Origin of the sequence: Bilifractor sp. LCP21S3_F8 (assembly GCF_052117805.1) — a bacterium.
Taxonomy (GTDB): Bacteria; Bacillota; Clostridia; order Lachnospirales; family Lachnospiraceae; genus Bilifractor.
This window is the reverse complement of record NZ_JBQKIK010000022.1, coordinates 37,116-57,980: the sequence shown is the minus strand read 5'-3', so window position 1 is coordinate 57,980 and position 20,865 is coordinate 37,116. Positions and strand designations below refer to the sequence as shown.

The following is a 20,865-nucleotide window of genomic DNA, read 5'->3' as shown; positions in this document are numbered from 1 at the left end:
ATCATGCATGATTCCGTGTAGTTATTGGGCTTCGACTTGTGCAGCAGCCTTACCCTCATGCATAACCTCGTATAAGATTTCTGTACGTCAGACCGGAGATTTGCCCGTGGGTTAGTATGTTCCCCACATCCAGCTTCCTTCAGATTCCGTCTCGCGGCGGACACCCTTGCCTTCGGCTATATCCTTCCCACTACCGGGTGGATTCGGGACTTGAACCCGTTGGAAACGTGCGCCGCTAGGCGCACTGCAAAAACGCAGGAGCACTCTGCTCCTGCGTTTTTGTATAAAGATATTATATTCGATACCGTTATGAACCCGATCCGTCCGGAAGAAGACGTCTCACCGTTACGATATTGTCGTAATCTGCATTGGTGTAGGTAATTCCCTGTGCTTCATTCGCCGCATTGATGATCTGGCCGTCACCGGCATAGATACCTACGTGTCCATCATAACAGATCACATCTCCTACCTGTACATCAGAATAGGAAACCTCTGTTCCGTCGTTCTCAATATCCCACGATGTTCTGGAAGTATTGATACCGAAATGATTGTATACCTGCTGAACGAATCCGGAGCAGTCTACTCCGTTTGTCAGACTGTTACCGCCATAGACATACGGATTGCCGAGGAACTGCTGCGCATATGCCAGAAGCGCGGAACCGGATGCTGTAGAGGTGCTCCCGGTCGCCTGATATGCCTGCTGTGCTGCCTGTCTGGCAGTGGAAACATCTGTTCCCGTGCTTGCCGCGATCTGCTGCGCTGCCTGCTCAATTGCCGCAGACGCCTGCGCGCTGTTTCCGGATGAGCTTCCGCCTGCAGAAGCAGTTCCGTCCGATGATCCGCCCGCAGCAGAAGCCGTATAGGTATACGTATCTGCGGAACCGCCGTCAGACGCAGCTCCATTGTTCGATGATGCAGCTGTGCTGTTTCCGGATGAGCTTTCGCTGTCAGATCCGGAGGCTCCGTTTCCGGAACTCTGAAGAGCTACCACCTGACTGATATAACCGTTCTGCTGATCAACCAGCTGCTGATACTCCTGTGCCTTCTGATATGCGTCCGCGATTCTCTGATCTGCGTCACTATACTGTGCCTTTACCTGTGAGATAAGGTCCTCCAGACGGGCCTTATCCGTTGTCAGCGTATCCTTATTCTTCTGAAGTTCAGCTTCCTCATTGTTCTGCTGCTGCTGAAGGTCCGTTACCTTTGTTACAGAATCCGCATATGCCTGAAGCTGCTTGCGGTCGTAATCATACAAAGTTCCGGTATAACTCTTCGAATTCAGCCATGCATTCAGATCGCCATCCTCAAGGAACACCTTGATCCATCCAGCGTCGCCGCCCTTCTCGTAGATATACTGAATACGGAGCTTCATTGCCTCGTGCTGCGTATCTCTGTCCGAGATTGCTGCCGCAAGATCCGTCTTCGTCTTCTCCATATCAGACTCAAGAGTCGTAAGTTTGCTGTTCACAGAATTGATCTCGGCAACCGTTGTGACAAGCTGTGCTTCCAGGTCATCAATCTGCCCGAGAAGCGCCTGTTTCTGAGCCTCAAGCTCATCAATCGAGTTGTTCAGCGAACTCTCTGTCACCGCAGACCCCGTATCATCCGCGCTGACCGGTACTGCCGGCGCAGCCGTGAGAGCAATTATAAGTCCGATCACTGCAAGTTTATTTCTCTTCATCAAAAAATCTCCAAAAAGTTAAATACTATTTCTCCGTGGAAACCTTATACATATTCTGATGCTCGCTGCGGGGCATCACCGTTCTCTGTTCCATATTTCAGCCCCATAGAAAAGGGAGCATTAATAAAAATGAAACATTTCATTAATCTTTCTCATAATAGCATAACTTTTCAGGTGTTACAAGGGCGAACGAAATGAAATCGACGCATTCTTTTAATTTTTTTAATATCTTTTACCCAAAAAAGACACCGTTTCTTTACAAAGCCTGAATCGACATCCGTGCTGACTTCGCTCATCTTCACAATCAGCCCGGGCTCGCGAGCAGAATCACCATCTCAGCCGTCTCCACAATCTTTGTGCCGGAATCCATCGCGCATTTCTGCAGATACCGGTGGGCCTCTGGTTCCGTCATATGGTTCCTTGCCATAAGGATTTCCTTCGCCTGATCAATCTTTTTCTGATCCTCTTCATTTCTGGGAACCGGCTTGTCCTCTTTTCTCCTCTGCGGGACCTCACCCAGCATCGGAGAAAGCGTCTGGAGAAGCTCATGCACCTTTAAGGGTGTCGGCAGGTAAACCGTGTTGGCGGGGAGAACCTCGTCATCGACATTTCGCGGAGAGGTTACCAGAAGGATCTGAAAGCTGTCCGGGATGCCCTCGGCGAGATCGAGATATATGCCATCGGCAAGCCGATAACCGCAGATCACAACCCCGCCGTACAGAGTACCTGCCAGCGAGATGGCCCGGTCTACCGTTGTACATACGCCGTTAACATTCAATCCATGACGAACCAGAATTGCCCGTATTTTCTTAGCATCTTCCAGCTTGGAATAAGCAACAATAATACTTCGCAATCACATATCCTCAAATCATCCAAAAATACACAGCCGAAGAGTCAGTATCTGCCAAGATAGGTCTGAAGCTCCCAGTTTGTGATAACCGAACGGAAGTCTCTCCATTCGCCAAGCTTCTTCTCCTTAAAGCCGTCATAGATAAAATCGCCCAGAACTTCACGGATCATGGGATCCTTATCCGAATATTCCATTGCCTCTCCCAGTGTCTCCGGCAGAGTATCAAGATGCATATTCTTCAGCTCCCACCTTGATTTTCCGGACAGACGGACATCCGCCTTCTCCGGCGCCTTCATCCTGTTCCGGATGCCGTCCAGGCCGGCTGCCAGGATGACCGCAAATGCCAGATAAGGATTGCAGACTCCATCGGGGCTTCTGTACTCGATGCGGGCATTATTTCCCTTGCGATGGGGCACATTGATCACTGCCGAGCGATTCGCCAGATTATCTGACCACGCGATCTGCGTAGGCGCGTCAAAACCGGGAATCAGTCTCTTATAGGAGTTTACAATTGGATTTGTGAACAGCGTGATCGATTTGCTGTGTGCCAGAAGACCCGCCACGAACTGCTGACCGGTTTCTGACAGGTCTCCGCTTCCGGTTTCATCCGCAAAGAGATTCTTGCCAAGCAGATCCCGGCAGATAATATTGATGTGCATTCCGGATCCGTTGACCCCCTCCGTTGGTTTCGGCAGGAAGGTTGCATAGAGGCCATGCTTTTTGGCTATGGTCTTCACCACCATCCGGAAAGTCACTACGTCGTCAGCGATCCGGTCCGCGCGTCCCTCCGCAAAATCAATCTCATGCTGTGCCGGTGAAATCTCGTGATGAGAACCGAGCACCTCAAAGTCCATCTCTTCCAGCGTGAGGATAATATCTCTGCGCACATTCTCCGCCAGATCGAGCGGAGCTACATCGTAAAACCCGGCGATCTCATGTGTTGTCGTTGTCGGATGCCCTTCGTCATCGGTATGAAACAGGAAAAATTCCTGTTCCGGACGGATCTCGAACCTCAGGCCCATGTCAGCCGCTTCCTTCAGAACTCTTTTGAGCACCTGACGGCAGTCGCCTGCAAAAGGCTCTCCCTCTTCTGTGTAAATATCGCAGTACATCCGGGCAACCTTTCCTGTCTGAGGTCTCCACGGATAGATTTCAAACGTATCAAGATCCGGGTACAGATACAGCTCCTCCGCCCCGTCCCGGATACCTCCGATGGCAGATGCCTCGAAGGTGCATCCATTGTTGAGTGCCTGCTCCAGGTGGCTTGCGGTAATTGCCAGATTTTTCGGCATGCCGAAGATATCGGTGAACTGAAGACGGATAAACTCTACATCCTCTTCCTCTACGATCCTGAAAATATCCTGCTTCGTATACTTGCCCATATATACCCTTTCCCGGAACCTGTCCGTTCCATACAGTTTATCTGCAATTAACAGTATGCATCATAGCGTTCAGCCGTGCGCTTTCAAATACTTAATTTATATCATATCCGTTCTAAATTTGCATTACAAGTTGTAAAACGATGGAATATTCAAAAAGTCCTTGAAGTGCTGTCCTGTCTCTGCTAGAATAGTGATGTTACACAGTGGGTTTGGCTCATGTCCTTTACAGTGAGCTTCCCGCAGATCAAATACGGAGATGTACTCAAGTGGCCGAAGAGGTCGCACTCGAAATGCGATAGGTCGGGTAACCGGCGCAAGGGTTCAACTCCCTTCATCTCCGCTTCTTAAAAAGACCTGTCCGGTGATCCGGGCAGGTCTTTTTCATGTTCTGACAAACGCTTTCTCTTACTCTTCTTTAATATTCTCTTAAATGTATCAGCGCTTTCGCTTATTCTTTTACGTATTAGCGCTTTCGCTTACTCTTCTTTGATATTCTTTTTAACGTATTCGTGCTTTCGCCTGCTCTTCTTTGTTATTCTTTTTAATGCTTACTTTTCCTATGCTGCTTCATTTTATTTGCTTTGTAAGAAGGTCACATACTTTTTCCGTTATGCCAGCGTTTCTGATCACCAAAAAACCGGCACCCTTTCGGATGCCGGTTTCGTTTCTATGCTTCTATGCCGCGTTTTGAATGCGGCGTGTCAGTTTGCGATTTAGTAAACCTCTGCCCACTCTTCGATGTTGCTCGGATCGAACTTGAACGGCTGTCCAAGGATAACCTCAGAAGCACCGTCAGCGTTTGCGGTAATCTCATACGGATTGCCATCGTTCAGATCTCCTGCGGAGAAGGTGTCGCCTACAGCGCCGGTCATGGAGCCGTTAACCAGAGCTACGGAAGCATATGCTGCCAGAGCGCCGAGGTCAATCGGGTTCCACAGGAACATGTACGGGCAGGAATGAGAATCATCGTCACCGATGTACTCTTTCATCTCAGACGGAAGTCCAAGTCCGGTAAGCTTTACAGAAGACTTCTGGTCCTGAAGAACCTTTGCTGCTGCAGCGATACCTACGGTTGTCGGGGAGCAGATAACCTTCAGATCCGGATATTTGGTCAGAAGAGCCTGTGTCTGGTCTGTGGACTTCTGAGCCTCATCATCGCCGTATGCGATCTCGTCAAGCTTCAGATCCGCATATTTGTCATCGGACTCAGCGATCTCTTTCATCGCGGCGATCCATGCGTTCTGGTTTGTCGCCTGAGAGGTAGCGGAAAGAATCGCGTACTCGCCGGAGCCGCCGGAGATATCATAAACTGCGTCCATAAGAGCCTGCGCGATTTCCTTAACGCCGGCCTGGTTGCAGAATACAGAACGATAATCAGCGTCAACATCGGAGTCGAGGGTGCATACCTTGATTCCGGCGTCAGATGCCTGCTTCAGTGCCGCGTCAAGAGCGCTTGCGTCATTTGCCGCAACCGCGATGGAGCTTACACCCTGTGAGATCAGAGACTGGATAACTGTGATCTGCGCATCAGCAGTGGCATTATCCGGATAAGATACGATGATCTGGTCATCAGAGCATCCCAGTGCCTTCAGAGCATCCTGGAATCCGGAAGCTTCTCTCTCGTTGAACGGGTTTCCGGCTGACTTCGGAACCAGTGCATAGGTGCCGGATACATCACCGACTCCGCCGGCTGCCCCGGATGTGGAGGCAACGGCCTCAGCACTGCTGGAAGAAGCAGCTGCGCTGCTCGCGGATGAAGTGCCTGCTGTGGATGATGTGCTTGCCGAGGAAGCAGAACTGCCTGAGGATGACTTGCTGCTGGTGGAAGTAGATGTGCTGCTTCCGCATCCCGCTAACAGTCCGGCTGCCATAGCGGCCGTCAGTACTACGCTAACTACCTGTTTTTTCATTGTTAAACCCTCCTGAATCATTCTGGTCTCATCGACCATTTGCTGTTTCCGGTCTCGCCGACCGGTTACCCCCATCAGAAACCTCCTGTGATTTCTGACTGTAGATTAAGTGTAACATCACCATTTTTTTCTTGAAATGGTAATATTTTTAGAAAAAAGGTACAATCCAACGATGCAGGCTCCTCGAAATCGCAAACAGCTCACCTGTCGCAAAGCCCCGTATGAACCCGTCCTGTTGGTCCATATCATTCGGGCGCGGCTCCGGAGCTCGTCGCGAAGCGCGCGTATAGGACCCGATGCGATTCTCATTTCGCCGCAATCGTTTTTCTTCTGTTCTTTATAGACTGATTGATTCCCGGAATAAGGGCAGACACAATCAGCAGGATACCGATGATGACCAGAATCGTCTGGCCGCTCATGTTCAGCTGTCCGAGGGCGATGCGGAGACATACGATGGTGAATCCCGCGATCGTCGCGCCGACGAGATTTCCCTTGCCGCCGGTGGTGGCGATGCCGCCAAATACGCACATTGCGATGACGTCCATCTCAAAGCCCTGTCCGGTTGTGGTATTGGCTCCGAAGGAGGTCGCAAGAAGGAACAGCGCACAGATACCTGCCATGGTGCCTACCAGCGTAAAGCAGATCTGACGGATCTTCTGAACCGGGATTCCCGCGTACAGAGCTGCCGTACGGTTGGATCCGACCGCGTACATCTTCCGTCCGAATGTTGTCCTGGACAGGATGAAGATAAAGATGATCGCTGTGATAATAATAAGGAAGAAGGCAATCGGAAACGGTCCGACCATGCCTCCGATTTTTGAGAATCCCATCGGATCTGACAGAGATATCGATCCGCCGCTGCCCATGGATACCTCCGCGATTCCGCGGAAGATGATCTGGGTGCCGAGCGTGATGATCATGGTCGGCAGCTCCTGGAAATGCGTCGCGATCACTCCGTTCAGGCTGCCGCAGAGGAATCCTACGCCGATGCAGACGATAATCTGTACGATCAGCGGTGCTCCCGCCCGGTTTGCGAAGCAGGTCATTGTTCCGGCCAGACACACAATGGCTCCGACAGAAATATCGATTTCAGCGATGACAAGGATGAATCCCATCGCGTACATCATGAACAGTTCCGACAGATATTTCGGCATCTCACGGAGAACATTGGAAAAGGTGAAGCTCTTGGAGACAATCGATCCGAAAATCAATACTGCGATAAAAATAACGATCAGGCCACTCTCCCAGCTTAAGACTTTGCTCTTAATACTGGTCTTCGGGGTGGCATCTATGGTTCTTCCTGATTTTCCTGCCATGATTACATCTCCCTTCTTTCCAGTGCGGCTCTGTCCATCGTGCGCTGCGTCAGTACGTTAATAAGAACAACGGCCAGTACCACGACACCCTTGATCAGGTTCTGCCAGATGGAATCCAGGCCGACCAGCGGAAGTGCCTTTGCGAGAACCGCGTAGAACAGGGCTCCGAGGAAGGTTCCCACAACTGATCCGCGGCCGCCGTTCATGGATGTGCCGCCGATGACGCAGGCCGCGATAACATCCATTTCTTTTCCGTACTGCATGTTCGGCTGTGCGGAAGCATAGATGGATACCGAGAGGGCACCGGCAATTCCTGCCAGAAGACCCATCATCGTGTAGACCTGAATCAGAACGCGGTCTACATTAATACCGGACACCCGTGCGGCATCGGCATTCGAGCCGACCGCATAGATGCGGCGTCCAAAGGTCGTCCATTTCATGACGACGAAGAAGACAACATAGGCGACAATCAGAACAATGTACGGGCCGACCGATCCGTCCTTTCCGAACTCGGCGAATTTTGCCACGTCCGCGCCGGATGCCCACTGGTTGTTGGATACCACATAGGCAAGTCCACGCCAGATATACATGAAGCCCATCGTACAGATAATCGGTGCCAGATGGCCCTTTGAAATGATCAGTCCGTTCAGGAAACCACAGGCGATACCGATCAGCGCGGCCAGCAGGAACAGAACCAGTGTATTGGTGAATCCTGCTCTCTTCTGCAGCATTCCGATGATCATTCCGGTAAAAGCAAGCGTTGAAGTAATCGAGATATCAATGCCGGCGGTAAGCATGACACAGAGCATACCGAGCGCCATCAGCATGGTCAGCGCATTATTCCGGAAGATCTGTCCGATGTTCGTCGGCGTCAGGAATGTGCCCCGGCTGAGAATCTGAACGATAACCAGCATCACAATGAGGATCAGCAGCAGGCTGACTTCACGGGAACCGGTGATGATTTTCCATAATGATTTTTTCTGATTCATTATTTAACTGCCTCCTTCCCGGTAGTCCTGCTGTTTTCCATGGAAAGCTCCAGAAGGCTTTCCTGAGAAGCCTCATTGATATCGAGGCATCCGGTAATCCGGCCCTTGCACATCGTGTAAATCCGATCGCTCATGCCCAGGATCTCTGCCATCTCGGAGGAAATCAGAAGAATCGCATATCCCTTCTTCGCCAGATCTCCCATGATGCTGTAAATCTCTGCCTTCGCGCCGACATCAACGCCCTTGGTCGGCTCATCCATGATCAGCACCTTCATATTATCCTGAACAAGTGCCTTCGCAACCACGACCTTCTGCTGATTTCCACCGGACAGGCTGCTGCCCGGATCAAAGATCGTCACTGCCTTTGTATCAACCTCTTCCAGGTACTTCTTCGCGAGCTCCCGCTCCTTCGATTCGTTCTTTACCTTGAAGGGTCCCTTTGCAAGCTCATCCTGCACTGGAAGAATGACGTTGTCCCCAAGCCCCCAGCTGAGGATCAGGCCCTGTTTCTGACGATCCTCCGGAAGAAGGACGATTCCTTCCTTCATCGCATCCGCAGGATTCTTGATATGAACCTCTTTTCCATTGACGAATACCTTGCCGGCATCCGGCTTTGTGATGCCGCATACCGCTTCCATGGTCTCTGTACGTCCCGCGCCGACCAGACCGGTCAGTCCCACAATCTCTCCGGCATGAATATTCAGAGATACATCCTTGAAATATCCTGTACGGCTCATTCCCTCAATGCGGAATACCTCTTCACCGATTTTCACCTCCGGCTTCGGATACATATCCGAGATCTCACGTCCGACCATCGCCTTGATCAGATCCGCCTCGGTGATCTTGTCTACATCATAGGTTCCGATGTACTGGGAATCACGGAATACGGTAACTCTTGAAGCAAGCCGGTACATGTCCTCCATGCGGTGCGAGATGAAGATAATGGAAACTCCCTCTTCTCTGAGCTGATCCACGATCCGGTACAGCTTCTCGGACTCATTTGCCGTAAGCGCCGCCGTCGGCTCATCGAGAATGATGATCTTGGCGTTTGTGGAAAGTGCCTTGGCAATCTCAACCATCTGCTGCTGAGCTACCGAAAGCGTTCCCATCTCGTCGCTCGGCTTGAAATCCGCGTCGAGACGGTCGAGAAGCCTTTTGGCCTCCTGATTCATCTGTCTCCACTGGATCATCCCGTGCTTAATAAATTCATGACCGATAAAAATATTCTCGGTGACACTCAGCGTCGGATAAGTCGTCGGATGCTGATAAACGGCAGCAATACCTGCTGACAGAGCATCCTTCGGCCCTTTGAAATGCACCTCCTTGCCGTTCAGGTACATGTGGCCCTCTTCTGCCGCATGAACACCTGTGATAACCTTGATGAACGTAGATTTGCCCGCTCCGTTCTCTCCCATCAGAGCATGTACTTCTCCGCGGCGGAGCTGAAACTGCACGTTATTCAGCGCTTTCACACCGGGGAAAATCTTGGTAATACCTTTAAGTTCCAGAATCAAATCCTCTGACACGCTCTTGTCCTCCTTTCCATATGAAAGAAGTATAGCATCGGACCAGAGTATGCTTTAAGAGGAATTTTTTATGGAATCGGGTAATATTTTTTCCGAATCTGATTCATTCCGTGCTATCATATGTTTGTATATTGTTGATTTAAACGAAAACACGAACAAAAACCACACTCTTGCGTTTTTCAGGGAGGTATCACCATTAAACTTCTGATTGTAGACGACGAAAATCTGACCCGCACGGGACTGACCTCCTCCATCGACTGGATCCGGCTCGGCATCGACGAGGTCTATGTCGCCGGAGACGGTCTGGAGGGGCTCCATCAGGCCTCCGTTCATAAACCGGAAATCATCCTGAGTGATGTGCGGATGCCCCGGATGTCCGGAATTGAAATGATGGAACGGATTCATACGCTCATGCCTGACACAGTCTTCATTTTCATGAGCGGTTATACCGACAAAGAGTACCTGAAGGCCGCCATTCGCCTTCAGGCTGTGAATTATGTGGAAAAGCCTCTGGATATCCGCGAGGTGGAAGAGACGGTCAGAACCTCCATCGAGCGCTATCACACCATTGAACAGACCAAAAACGCGGAGAGCATCACAGATTCCATTTCCGCCGCTCATCTGGCGCTCTGCCTGACGATGCCGTACCCCTCTTCGCGTAAATCCGTAGAGGATCTGAGCCGGAAGTACTGTACACGCTACGGGTCTGTCGACCTGTTTCACGCTGCCTTTACCGTTCTCCTGCAGACAGACGAACAGGTTGACCTGAGCCCCGATTTTTTCTCCCGCCTTCAGAAGCTGCTCCATGATTTTGCGCGTCAGCTGCATCTTCATGTGATCGCCGCCGAAAAGAAACCAAACCTGTTTGTCTTCCATCTGTTCCGGAAAAACTCGTTCACTCTGAACACGGTCCGGACGGTCACGGATTTCCTCTCCTGTCATATCGACACGGACAACTGGTATCTGTCTGCCGGACAGATCGTAAGCGGAATTCAGAAGCTTTACGATTCCTACAGTTCCGCCGCCATCCGTCTGCAGAGCAGTTTCTTCTATAATAATAGGACAGTTCTCTGCAGCGATCCGGAGTCAGTTTTCCCCTCCCGGGAAAACCCGGAGACAATCTACGAAGAGCTGACCAAGGCTCTGAGGAATCCCTCCCGCGTCATTCTGGAGGAACTCATGGAAAGGCTGTATCAGGCTGTCTTCGAGAACCCCGCTCTGATACGGGGGAATATCCAGACCCTGTACTACCGGCTCCTCGATGCCGTCTTCACACAGAGAAGGCAGCGCCAGCTCCCGGGTTCCGGCACCCAGAACAGCTTTGACAACACCCTGGATTCCCTCAACCGCTGTTTTTCGTATCCGGAACTCCACGACATGCTGAAGAAGACCATCAACGATTTCCTGAACGATGTGGAGAACTATGTTCCGATGAATTCCTCGGTCTATCTGATCAAGGAATATATCAGCCGCCACTACAGCAATCCGATGCTTTCCACAAAGGAAATCAGCGGGTATGCGTCTCTGTCCGCATCCTACGCATGCACGGTGTTCAAGAACGAGACCGGGCAGACCCTCAACCAGTATCTTACGGAATTCCGCCTGGAGAGAGCGAAGGAGCTGCTCGCGGATCCCCGGAACAATATATCCGACATTGCCGCGCGCGTCGGATATAATGACAGCAACTACTTCGGAAAGGCCTTCAAGAAATATTCCGGCCAGTCCCCATCCGAGTACCGGGAGAGCAGGTGTTCCCTTTGAAAAAAGAATGCAAAAAAAATACCAGATTTTCCCATCTCTACGGAGATTTGAAAATCCAGTACAAATTATTTCTGACGATTATGCTTGCGGTGGCGATTCCGATGATCGTCGCGGGGATTTTTTTCTCCACGAGACTGTATCAGCTGATCACCTCCGACACTCTCCGTCAGGAGCAGATTGAGACCGCCGCATCCGCCCCTATGCTTCAGCAGCGGATCCGCAGCGTCATCGATGTCTACGATCAGATCAGAACCAACCGGTTCTACAACAGTGTATTTTCAGAGACCATCGATACCTCTGTCCCGGATGCCCTGACCTCGGAGGATGCCGCCGCATTCTCGAGCGGTCTCTCCAGATATCTCTCTTCAAACGGCGTGTCGGCAATCCGGATCTATGTCGATCTCCCGAAGGACAGCCGCGTTTTCTCTGCGGGAAACAGCGTCTTCGCCTCCATGCACGACATAACGGCGACCTACTGGTACGGCATTTTTTACAGCACGCACCCATCGGAGCTGTTCTGCCCCCCTCTGTACCTTGGTGTCTCCGAGAAAAACGACCTGGGAGACTGCGCCTATATTCACCCGGCCTCTGTCAGGGATTCTTCCGGAACCATCACAAGGTGCTACGTAGCCTGCTATTTTCACTCCGATACTCTCCGGGAGATTCTGACCGGACACCCGACACCGGAGGGAGGCGTCTCCTATATCACAAATGAAAGAGATGCCATGGTCACAACCACAAATTCCAGGCTCTCCGGCATCTATTATATGAATTACAGCAGCATCCAGAATAATCTGATGAGTTCAAATGGGTTCCTGGAAAAAAAGGTCCTCGGCGAGACAGTCTATGTCTCATACTATTATCTTCCCGCGGCGGACTGGTTTCTGGTGAGCATCACGCCTTCCGCACCTCTCCGCCGGACGACCATGATGTACTGGCTGAAGCTTGTCACGATCTGGTCCGCGACTGCCGTCATCGCCATTTTTCTCGCCTACTTCCTGTCCCGCTCCTTCACGGACCGGATCAGCGCCGTCAGCCGGCAGATGAGCAGGGTTAAGAACGGGCCGCCAGTCCCCATGAATTCTCCGACCGAAAATGATGAAATCGGTGATCTGGTCGACTCTTACAACTACATGGCAAGGCAGATCAACAATCTGATGGAGAAACAGCAGAAACAGTCCGAGGAGCTCCGGATCGCCGAGTTCCGCTCTCTGCAGGCACAGATCAATCCTCATTTTCTGTACAACACCATGGAAATGATCAACTGGATGGCGCAGCAGGGACGGACAAGGGAAATCAATCAGGCTGTCCGCGATCTCTCCAGATTTTACCGTCTTACGCTCAGCCGCAAGGATTCCGTCGGCGTCCTGGAAGAGGAGATCGAACATGCCTCAATCTACGTGCGCCTTCAGAACATGCGCTTCGACAACGGCATCGACTTCGTCGTGGACGTGCCGGATTCTATGATGGAAAATCGGATTCCCCGGCTGACCCTTCAGCCGATTGTCGAGAACAGCATCCTGCACGGCATTCTCGAAAAAGAAAGCCGGAAGGGAACGATCGTACTGACCGGATGGATCGAAAACGGAACCATGATTCTGCTTCTCTCGGATGACGGCGTCGGCATCCCGCCGGAGAAGATCGGTGATCTGCTCACCGGAAAAATACCATCCTCCGGTAAGGGAAACCAGATCGCCATCTTCAACACACACCGCCGTCTGCAGATTCTCTACGGTGAGGACTACGGGCTCCGCTATTCCAGCACTCCGGGCCAGGGAACCGAGGTTGAAATCCGGATCCCCGCATACACCGATCCGGCTCAGCTGCCTCCAAAAACGGGGAAAGGCTAGATTTCCGTCGCCCAATCAATTTTTAAACTATTAAAGCCAGGTAACGGGACATAATTTACGATCTCCCGGAAACCTGGAACCGCCCGGAAGCGACAGCCTCCACTACCGTCTCAAAGAAGACTTCCGGACCGACTGCCGATGATGTCCGTATCTGCCGCTTCAGAATCCGGATCTCCGGATTCTCTCCGGCCCCCTGGCGGCACGCTTCCTCTGCCGCCTGCTCTCTTGCGGTTTTCTCCGCATATTGCTCCGCATCCTCATAATGTTCAAATTTATGTTTTCCCTTACCATCGGTCACCGAGAATCCGTCCGGAACCGCACCCTGATAATCCGCCTTCACATGAATGCTGACTCTCGCGGAAACCTTCCCGGCAATCGCTCCCAGCGCATTGGCAACGCCGGCGTAAGGATGGATGACTGCTCTCGTCCCAAGGTATTTTGCAACGGTCGGGAGAAAGATATGCACCGGCGCGCCGACGCCGATGATCGGCAGGTCCGTATGAATTCTCATTCCCGCCCAGTCCTCTGCGCCGCCTCTCCTGGCTTCCTCAAACGACCAGTCGATCATCTTCTTCACCCCGTCCTGTTCCAGGTAACGCCGCTGCCCCGGATGCTGCTGTGCCATCAGAATCTCCACGATTCTGCGGTACATCTTCTTCTCTACCAGGCGATATACCTCGTCCGCCACTGCCTCCTCCGGCCCCGTCTCTGCAGACTTTCCGGTCTCGGCTGTCTTTTTTTCATCCTCTGCATCTGCGCCATGATCGCGCATCGGATATGCGGTCTTCCCGCGCCCTGACATTCGATAATATTCCGGATCCGTATTCTGGATCAGGAAACGCACTGCCTCGCGAACCGCTCTTGCAGAATCTTCTCCGTACAGATCGATGTCTCCCTTCAGAACCATCATATCCGTCGGAGTCAGGCCGCTGCGCATGATCACGCCTTCCGCCTCCAGCCGCTCCGTTCCCGGCTTGTACACGCTTTCTCCGGCAGCTTCCGCAAAATCCTCCAAAATCAGCGGTCCGTTCCGCAGGACCTCGCAGATCCGGATCTCCTCCGGCGTATACCGGTCCCGAAGATCCGGATCAGCCAGAATATTATTCTGCAGCACCAGAAATTCATGAAGCATCCGCGTGTGTTTTTTGCCGGATTCCGCCAGCGCATGAAGCCTGTGGATGATCTGCTCCTTCTGTGCCGGGAACATCTGCACCAGAGCTGAAAGCGGTATCACCCGCTCCTTCCCAAGGAGAATGCGGCCGTTTTCAAATAAAACCTCGCTGTCTCCGCCGAGCAAAGTCGTATCGACATACAGCCCCTTGACCGTGGTTCTCCACTGCCCGATCGAGATCCCATGATCCGCCAGCACCGGCTCTCCCTCGCGGATCAGCGCGATATCCGTCGTTGTACCGCCCATGTCCACGAGAATCCCGTCCGGCTCTCCCGAGATCACACTCCCGCCGACCGCACTTGCCGCCGGCCCGGACAGCAGCGTTTCCACCGGTCTCTCACACGCGACCGCCTCAGCCATCTGATTTCCATTTCCCGCGACGATCGCGATCGGCATCTTCAGATGCCGTTCCGACAGCGCTCTGCGCACGGCGTCCAGAAAGTCCGAAATAATCGGAATCAATCGCGCATTCAGAAGTGTGCCGGCACCTCTTCGCAGCACATCCACATCATGGAACATATTCCATGCTGTCGTAACCTGAAATCCCTCTTTCTTCAGGATTTTTTCCGCTTCCTGCTCAAATCGTCCGCCGTTTGCATCCGGATAGATCTGCGTGATTCCCACCGCCCGGCAGCCCCGGAACCACTCCGGTCCCTTCTCCTTCAGTTCCTCCCAGTCCGGATCCTCCGGTTTCTCAAATAAATGCTCCGGCTTCCCATCAATGAAGACCAGCTCCTTCAGATCCCGGAACCCGTATGATCCATATACCTGGTCCAGATTGCTCATCGATTCCGGATTCATGCCGATCATCAGGCACTTCGCCCTTCCTCCCTTATTCTCCAGACAGGCATTTGTCGCGAGCGTCGTGGAAAGCGCCAGAAGCTCCGCCTGGTGGATATAGCTCTGATCCATGCTGTCCAATGCCTTGAGAATGCACACCTCCAGATGGTCCTTCGTCGTCGGGGTCTTCCCCGATCCGAGTACCTTGCCGCTTCCCATGTCATATACGACAATATCCGTATAGGTTCCGCCGGTATCTATTCCTATTCCGATCATATCCTGAAAAATTCCTTCTCTGTCTTTTCTTTGCGAAATCCGTCATCAACCGATCCCGGACATTTTCTTCCTTCACATTTTCCTTCATTGCCGCTGCTCTTATTCGTCTTCCACTGCGCGCTCGAACTCCAGCTTGTCTACAAAAACGTCCTGAAAGCTGCTCTCTGAGGCAAGCTCAATGAATTCGGTTTCCTCTGACAGCCTGCAGGCATACTCAAACTCTCCCCGGTTCACCGCCGCAAGCTTTGCGCCCTCTCCGGCGGCATTCCCCACCGCCGTGATTCTGTCCCGCAGCTCATAGGGTATCATTCCGATCTCACAGGCACTCCCGGAATCCATATAGTTTCCGAAGGCTCCCGCAAGAAAAACGTGCCGGATCTCTCCGGTCTTCTTTCCCAGTTTTTCCGTCAGAATCTGTATTCCTGCCGCAATCGCTCCCTTGGCCAGCTGAACCTCCCTCACGTCCTTCTGTGTCAGATAGATCTCTCCGCCGTCTGCGCTGTCCTCGCCTCTGACGAGCAGAAAGGCAGGCTGTCCATGAACGGTGATCAACCTGTCCTTCAGCCTGCATGCCAGAGGATCCTCCAGGTCCTCCGGATCACGAAAAGCGCCGTAATTATTGATAAAGCCATGGCGGATCAGAAAGGCAAGCGCGTCAATCAGACCGGAACCACAGATGCCGACAGGCTTCACATCTCCGACGACCTCCAGAGAAAAACCATCGTCCGACTCCCGCAGATGACTCACCGCGCCATCTGCTCCCCGCATGCCGCACTCAATTTTCGCGCCTTCAAAGGCAGGTCCGGCAGCCGTAGAGGTCGTAAGCATTTTTTTCTGATCTCCCAGAACCATCTCTCCATTGGTCCCGATGTCCACCATCAGAGTCAGCTCCTCCAGCCGGTCAAAGGCCGCCGATACCATACAGCCAATCGTATCCGCTCCGACAAATCCCGCAATATTCGGAAGGAGCAGGACAACTCCCTGTTTCTCATGAATGCTGTCCGCGCGTCTCATGTCCCGGCTGATCAGGAAGCGCTTTCCGCTGTCTTTATTCGCCAGAGTTTCCTTTTCAAGCTCAAATACAGGGATTTCCCCTGTCTTTTCCCCCATTGAACAGCAGGGCCCGAACCTCAGTCCCGTTTCCTCCGCCGTCAGGATCATTCCCTTCCGCACTGCTGGAACATAGGGAGCGTGCACAAGGCTGTCCGGAGATATCCCGAGGAAGAGATGATGCATACAGGTATTTCCGACCACAGCCGTCTGCAGAACATCCTCCACCTGAACCCCAGCGCTTTCCGCTGCCTCACGGATCAAATCGTTCATGGCTTTCACAATGCATGTTCTCAGCTCCCGGCTCCCCTCTTCTCCGTGTTCCAGCACATAATTCGCTCTCGAAATCACATCGGCGCCAAACGCATGCTGCGGATTCATCCGGCTGGCAACGGAAAGCGTCCGTCCGGTATGCCCGTCCAGAAGATATCCTACAACCGTCGTCGTGCCGATATCAAAGGCCATCAGGAAGAACGGAACACCGGATTCTTCTCTCCCTTCGGCCTTCACCTCTGCCTGATCTTCTCCCGGAAAAGCTCCCGGCTCCACCGGTACCTCCCTGGTCAGTCCCTCGGACAGTATTTTCCGGACCTTTTCCTGATACATCGTATCTACCGTCATGCTGCTGTCGATCCGGGTCTGACATGCCAGAACCACTCCGGTTCTCTTTCCCTTCAGGATATCCACTCTGCATTTTCCGCACTTGCCGCAGCCGCCGCAGGGCGCGTCCGGCTCCAGACCCGCCATTCTCTCCGCCTCCAGAATGGTCATTCCCGCATCGGCCTCTATTTCCTTGTTCTGCGGCCGAAAACATATTCTGTATTTTTCTGCCATGAACCATCACCTCTTATAAAAAATCTGCCGGCATCCCCGGCCATCCCGCTTTTACGGATCTTTACAGATCTTTATCTCTAACAGAAAAAGAGCCGACGCATACAAGCTTCCCCATGCGCCGGCCCATATACCTGTTCTTATGAAATTATTCTGCGCCAACCAGCTTCTTCGCAAGCTCAGCAGCCGATGCAGCATCCTCGGAATATCCGTCTGCGCCGATCTCATCCGCGAATTCCTGCGTAATCGGAGCACCGCCGACCATAATCTTGATGTTGCTGCGGAACGGAGCGCCGTTCAGTGCGGCAACAGTATCTCTCAGCGACGGCATTGTGGTTGTCAGCAGGGCAGACAGCGCAACAATCTTTGTATCCGGATTCTCATTGACCGCCTCGATGATCTTGTCGATCTGCACGTCAACACCCAGATCAATTACTGTAAATCCGGCGGACTCGATCATCATCGCAACAAGGTTCTTGCCGATGTCATGAAGGTCGCCGGCTACCGTAGCAATGATGACCTTGCCGAGCTTGCCTGCCGCTCCTGTTGCAAGATGCGGTTTCAGAACCTCTACGCCTGCCTTCATTGCTTTTGCAGCTACCAGCATCTCCGGAACGAAGATCTCATTGTTCTTGAACTTCTCTCCGACGATACCCATGGTATCGATCATACCCTTCTGCAGAATGTCGTTCGGATCAATTCCCTCATCCAGAGCAGCCTGAACTGCAGCCGGAACCTTCTTGGAACGTCCATGCTCAACCAGATTAGCAACTTCTTCGATACTTCCCATTGTAAAATCCTCCGCTTTTAAATAATTTATTTATATTCATTCCGCAATCACAGATTTCCTTTTCCGCAAGGATGTCTGTGAAATGAATATCATGTTGTGGTGCCCCTCCTGAGGGTATGTGCGTGTAATCCGTTTCTTATGGCAGTTTTTCCAACATTTCTGCCGCCTGTACATCCTCTTGAAGCAATATGCGTTTAACCCGTTTCTTATGCCTTCGGTTTCGGTCCGTACAGTCCATCACGGAATCCTTCAATATACTCCATGCAGTACTCATCGTTGCCGAGAAGCGCCTCGGTTGCGAAGATAACTCCCAGAAGATCCCGGTTCGTCGGATCGAAGATCGCGCTGTCAAGTCCTGCCTTCATAGCCAGAACCGTAAATCCGATATTGACAAGCTTCCTTGCCGGGAGATTGAAGGAAATATTACTTACAGCGCCGGTAATATGAATGCTCGGATACTCGCTGCGAATCGTCTGCATAACGCTCTCCACCATCCCGATTCCATCCTCGGACGTGCAAAGCATCTCGATCAGCGGATCAATATGGATACGGCTCGGAGCAATGTTGTATTTCTTCGCCTCATCCATGATATGATGGAAAACTCTGAGTCTGTCATCCGCCGTCTTGGGAATTCCAGTATCGTCACTGCACAGTGCGATAACTTCCCATTTCGTATCGGCAATCGCCGGGAAGAGAATGTCAATCTTGTCGCCTTCTCCGGAAACGGAATTGATGATTCCGGGCTTCTTGCAGTACGGGAATATCTCCTTCAGGACTCTGGGGCTCGGACTGTCAACCGCAATCGGAACATCCGTAACTTCCTGAATGCAGTCGATCATCCATTTCAGTGTCTCTACCTCCTCCGCTTCCGGAACGGACGCGCAGCAGTCAATATAATCTGCTCTCGCATTCGCCTGAATCAGCGCACGGCGCTTGATTTCATCTGCGTCACGATTCTTGATCGCTTCCGCGACTGCAGGAATCGATCCGTTGATCTTCTCTCCGATAATTATCATTGTAATACCCTCCTAAACATACTATCCAATCATCGCGTCTTCCTTTCCGCCAGAACACGCAGATGAGTATAGATTCAGTATAACACCCTATTGTTCAATGTATACAATGAATTAAAAATACACGTAAAAATTTATGCTATATTGTCGGCATTTTTTGTAAGCTTTTGCACAAATTCATGCGTTTTATCTCATTATCTCCGGTTTTTCCGTCATTCTGAAGCTGTATCTTGTCCACATGTACGGAGAACCCTCTCAAAATTCATACTGCCTCCGAACAGATCCAGAGCGCTTCCAATCGTCACATTGATACAATCCTTTCCCTCCAGTTTCAGCCAGCGAAGATCCTCAAAGCTTCCCACGCCCCCGGCATATGTAATGGGAAAAATCTTTTTCGTTCCATCTCTATGCGGATCCGGAATAGCCCCGGAAATTCTCTCCGATGCCTTCGCAAGAATATCCACCAGCTCCCGTTCGACTCCCATCGCCCTGCCCTCGACATCCGCCGCATGAATCAGGAACTCATCGCAGTACTTTGCAAATTCGCAAAGAGAATCAATGGTCACTTCCACGTCCGTAAATTTCTGCCAGCGGTCCGTCACGATATAATACCTGCCGTCCTTTTTCCGGCAGCTGAGATCCAGGACAAGGTGTTCCTTTCCCGCGGCAGACACCAGTCGTCCGAGCCGGTCCATGGAAACTTTTCCGTCACGAAAGACATAAGATGTAACGATGACATGACTCGCTCCCTTTTCCAGAAAACGAGCCGCATTCTCGGCATTGACACCGCCTCCGATCTGCAGTCCTCCCGGCCATGCCGCAAGCGCGGCCTCCGCCTGTCTCAGTGTTGCCTGATAGTATTCTGAGGACGGCGGGTTCAGCAGGATAATATGCCCGTTCCGAAGCCCGTACTGCCGGTACAGCCTCGCGTAGAATGCGGCATCCTGTTCGGACACAAAGTTTTCCGCGGCGAAATCCCCCGCATCCTTCAGCGTCCCTCCAACAATCTGCTTTACTTTTCCATTGTGTATGTCGATGCACGGCCGAAACTCCATGAGAATACTTCCTTTCTTGTCACTTTTGTTTTGTGGATGCCCCCCCTGAGACAATGTCGTTTTGCGGCTCAACCCCTGAGACATTTTAGTTTTGCGGCTGAGCCTCCTCAGACAATTTAGTTTTGCGGCTGAGCCCCCTTCAGACCGATAGGCCTTCACCCTTCTCTATTTTGTACCTTCAAAATCCGCCGGACAGTTACTGTCCACATGAAATATCCGTTTTGCCTTGTCAAACCTAACTCCTTCATAATATAATGCAATCATGATCAAGAAACTTTCTTCGCCGGATTTCCGGAAGGAATTTTTCACAAATCAACTTATTCAAATTACAGAAGGGATGGTATTAGCTATGCAAAAGTATGAATGTGGTCCTTGTGGATATGTATATGATCCTGCAGAAGGAGATCCGGACAACGGAATCGCTCCCGGAACAGCATTTGAGGATCTCCCCGATGACTGGGTATGCCCGATCTGCGGCGCCGGCAAGGAGGACTTCTCCCCGGTTGACTGATATCGCTCCGGCGAACCAGTCAGACATATATCATGACATTGGAAAAGCCATTTCAGGTCTTGTCCGGATCTCCGGACACCTGAGACGGCTTTTTTTATGTATAAGCTTATACATATCACAGTC

16 protein-coding genes and 1 tRNA gene are annotated in these 20,865 nt (G+C 51.8%); 4 read left to right on the top strand and 13 right to left on the bottom strand.

From position 1 onward, the window contains the following. Window positions 1-307 precede the first annotated feature (307 nt). From ACTQ3A_RS10455 to ACTQ3A_RS10445, 3 genes are all read right to left on the bottom strand, one after another. Window positions 308-1,681, bottom strand: coding sequence for a C40 family peptidase (locus ACTQ3A_RS10455; protein ID WP_441099647.1), 1,374 nt, complete (start codon window positions 1,679-1,681; stop codon window positions 308-310). 304 nt (window positions 1,682-1,985) lie between these two features. Further along, a complete protein-coding gene (locus ACTQ3A_RS10450) occupies window positions 1,986-2,534 on the bottom strand; it encodes an ANTAR domain-containing response regulator (protein ID WP_441494783.1) in 549 nt (182 codons plus the stop codon). 41 nt (window positions 2,535-2,575) lie between these two features. Further along, window positions 2,576-3,913 carry a glutamine synthetase family protein gene (locus ACTQ3A_RS10445; RefSeq protein WP_441099645.1) on the bottom strand — a complete coding sequence of 446 codons (1,338 nt, stop codon included), beginning with the start codon at window positions 3,911-3,913 and terminating at the stop codon, window positions 2,576-2,578. 252 nt (window positions 3,914-4,165) lie between these two features. On the opposite strand from ACTQ3A_RS10445, the gene ACTQ3A_RS10440 reads away from it, so the two are divergent. Continuing rightward, window positions 4,166-4,253, top strand: a tRNA-Ser gene (locus ACTQ3A_RS10440). A gap of 373 nt (window positions 4,254-4,626) precedes the next feature. Here the strand turns inward: ACTQ3A_RS10440 and ACTQ3A_RS10435 are convergent. The 5 genes from ACTQ3A_RS10435 to ACTQ3A_RS10415 all read right to left on the bottom strand — a co-directional run bounded on the left by ACTQ3A_RS10435 (window position 4,627) and on the right by ACTQ3A_RS10415 (window position 9,987). Further along, window positions 4,627-5,898 (bottom strand): substrate-binding domain-containing protein, encoded by a 1,272-nt coding sequence (locus tag ACTQ3A_RS10435; protein ID WP_441494784.1) that lies wholly within the window; start codon window positions 5,896-5,898, stop codon window positions 4,627-4,629. Window positions 5,899-6,128: 230 nt separating this feature from the next. Further along, complete coding sequence (locus ACTQ3A_RS10430) at window positions 6,129-7,139, bottom strand: ABC transporter permease (RefSeq protein ID WP_441099643.1); 1,011 nt, start codon at window positions 7,137-7,139, stop codon at window positions 6,129-6,131. A gap of 2 nt (window positions 7,140-7,141) precedes the next feature. After that, the gene (locus tag ACTQ3A_RS10425) at window positions 7,142-8,128 is read right to left on the bottom strand and encodes an ABC transporter permease (protein ID WP_441099642.1); all 987 of its coding nucleotides are present in this window, start codon (window positions 8,126-8,128) and stop codon (window positions 7,142-7,144) included. Continuing rightward, window positions 8,128-9,654 carry a sugar ABC transporter ATP-binding protein gene (locus tag ACTQ3A_RS10420; RefSeq protein ID WP_441099641.1) on the bottom strand — a complete coding sequence of 509 codons (1,527 nt, stop codon included), beginning with the start codon at window positions 9,652-9,654 and terminating at the stop codon, window positions 8,128-8,130. Before ACTQ3A_RS10420 ends, ACTQ3A_RS10425 begins: the two co-directional genes overlap by 1 nt. 54 nt (window positions 9,655-9,708) lie before the next feature. Continuing rightward, complete coding sequence (locus ACTQ3A_RS10415; protein WP_441099640.1) at window positions 9,709-9,987, bottom strand: hypothetical protein; 279 nt, start codon at window positions 9,985-9,987, stop codon at window positions 9,709-9,711. On the opposite strand from ACTQ3A_RS10415, the gene ACTQ3A_RS10410 reads away from it, so the two are divergent. After that, window positions 9,880-11,415 carry a response regulator transcription factor gene (locus tag ACTQ3A_RS10410; RefSeq protein WP_441099759.1) on the top strand — a complete coding sequence of 512 codons (1,536 nt, stop codon included), beginning with the start codon at window positions 9,880-9,882 and terminating at the stop codon, window positions 11,413-11,415. The two genes, ACTQ3A_RS10415 and ACTQ3A_RS10410, sit on opposite strands and share 108 nt — an antisense overlap. Further along, entirely contained in the window at window positions 11,412-13,265 is a 1,854-nt protein-coding gene (locus tag ACTQ3A_RS10405) for a sensor histidine kinase (protein ID WP_441099639.1), read from the top strand. Before ACTQ3A_RS10410 ends, ACTQ3A_RS10405 begins: the two co-directional genes overlap by 4 nt. A gap of 55 nt (window positions 13,266-13,320) precedes the next feature. Here the strand turns inward: ACTQ3A_RS10405 and ACTQ3A_RS10400 are convergent, their stop codons facing one another. From ACTQ3A_RS10400 to hisA, 5 genes are all read right to left on the bottom strand, one after another. Further along, on the bottom strand, window positions 13,321-15,492 hold the full coding sequence (locus ACTQ3A_RS10400) for a hydantoinase/oxoprolinase family protein (RefSeq protein ID WP_441099638.1): 2,172 nt from the start codon (window positions 15,490-15,492) through the stop codon (window positions 13,321-13,323). 99 nt (window positions 15,493-15,591) lie between these two features. Then, window positions 15,592-17,376 carry an ASKHA domain-containing protein gene (locus ACTQ3A_RS10395; protein ID WP_441099637.1) on the bottom strand — a complete coding sequence of 595 codons (1,785 nt, stop codon included), beginning with the start codon at window positions 17,374-17,376 and terminating at the stop codon, window positions 15,592-15,594. Window positions 17,377-17,521: 145 nt separating this feature from the next. After that, window positions 17,522-18,163 carry a cobalamin B12-binding domain-containing protein gene (locus ACTQ3A_RS10390; RefSeq protein ID WP_441099636.1) on the bottom strand — a complete coding sequence of 214 codons (642 nt, stop codon included), beginning with the start codon at window positions 18,161-18,163 and terminating at the stop codon, window positions 17,522-17,524. Between the two features lie 206 nt (window positions 18,164-18,369). Next, window positions 18,370-19,179, bottom strand: a complete 810-nt coding sequence (locus ACTQ3A_RS10385; protein WP_441099635.1) for a methyltetrahydrofolate cobalamin methyltransferase — start codon at window positions 19,177-19,179, stop codon at window positions 18,370-18,372. Between the two features lie 209 nt (window positions 19,180-19,388). Beyond that, on the bottom strand, window positions 19,389-20,231 hold the full coding sequence (hisA, locus tag ACTQ3A_RS10380) for a phosphoribosylformimino-5-aminoimidazole carboxamide ribotide isomerase (RefSeq protein ID WP_441494785.1): 843 nt from the start codon (window positions 20,229-20,231) through the stop codon (window positions 19,389-19,391). Window positions 20,232-20,580: 349 nt separating this feature from the next. Between hisA and rd the strand changes: the two genes are divergently transcribed. Then, the gene (gene rd / locus ACTQ3A_RS10375) at window positions 20,581-20,742 is read left to right on the top strand and encodes a rubredoxin (protein ID WP_441099633.1); all 162 of its coding nucleotides are present in this window, start codon (window positions 20,581-20,583) and stop codon (window positions 20,740-20,742) included. Window positions 20,743-20,865 lie beyond the last annotated feature (123 nt).

Excerpts from the sequence above, each read along its gene's own strand:
- ACTQ3A_RS10455 (WP_441099647.1), bottom strand. The coding sequence starts at position 1,681 with ATGAAGAGAAATAAACTTGCAGTGATCGGACTTATAATTGCTCTCACG.
- ACTQ3A_RS10445 (WP_441099645.1), bottom strand. The coding sequence starts at position 3,913 with ATGGGCAAGTATACGAAGCAGGATATTTTCAGGATCGTAGAGGAAGAG.
- ACTQ3A_RS10435 (WP_441494784.1), bottom strand. The coding sequence starts at position 5,898 with ATGGGGGTAACCGGTCGGCGAGACCGGAAACAGCAAATGGTCGATGAG.
- ACTQ3A_RS10430 (WP_441099643.1), bottom strand. The coding sequence starts at position 7,139 with ATGGCAGGAAAATCAGGAAGAACCATAGATGCCACCCCGAAGACCAGT.
- ACTQ3A_RS10425 (WP_441099642.1), bottom strand. The coding sequence starts at position 8,128 with ATGAATCAGAAAAAATCATTATGGAAAATCATCACCGGTTCCCGTGAA.
- ACTQ3A_RS10415 (WP_441099640.1), bottom strand. The coding sequence starts at position 9,987 with ATGAACGGAGGCCTGATGGAGCCCCTCCAGACCGTCTCCGGCGACATA.
- ACTQ3A_RS10400 (WP_441099638.1), bottom strand. The coding sequence starts at position 15,492 with ATGATCGGAATAGGAATAGATACCGGCGGAACCTATACGGATATTGTC.
- ACTQ3A_RS10395 (WP_441099637.1), bottom strand. The coding sequence starts at position 17,376 with ATGGCAGAAAAATACAGAATATGTTTTCGGCCGCAGAACAAGGAAATA.
- ACTQ3A_RS10390 (WP_441099636.1), bottom strand. The coding sequence starts at position 18,163 with ATGGGAAGTATCGAAGAAGTTGCTAATCTGGTTGAGCATGGACGTTCC.
- ACTQ3A_RS10385 (WP_441099635.1), bottom strand. The coding sequence starts at position 19,179 with ATGATAATTATCGGAGAGAAGATCAACGGATCGATTCCTGCAGTCGCG.
- hisA (WP_441494785.1), bottom strand. The coding sequence starts at position 20,231 with ATGGAGTTTCGGCCGTGCATCGACATACACAATGGAAAAGTAAAGCAG.
- rd (WP_441099633.1), top strand. The coding sequence starts at position 20,581 with ATGCAAAAGTATGAATGTGGTCCTTGTGGATATGTATATGATCCTGCA.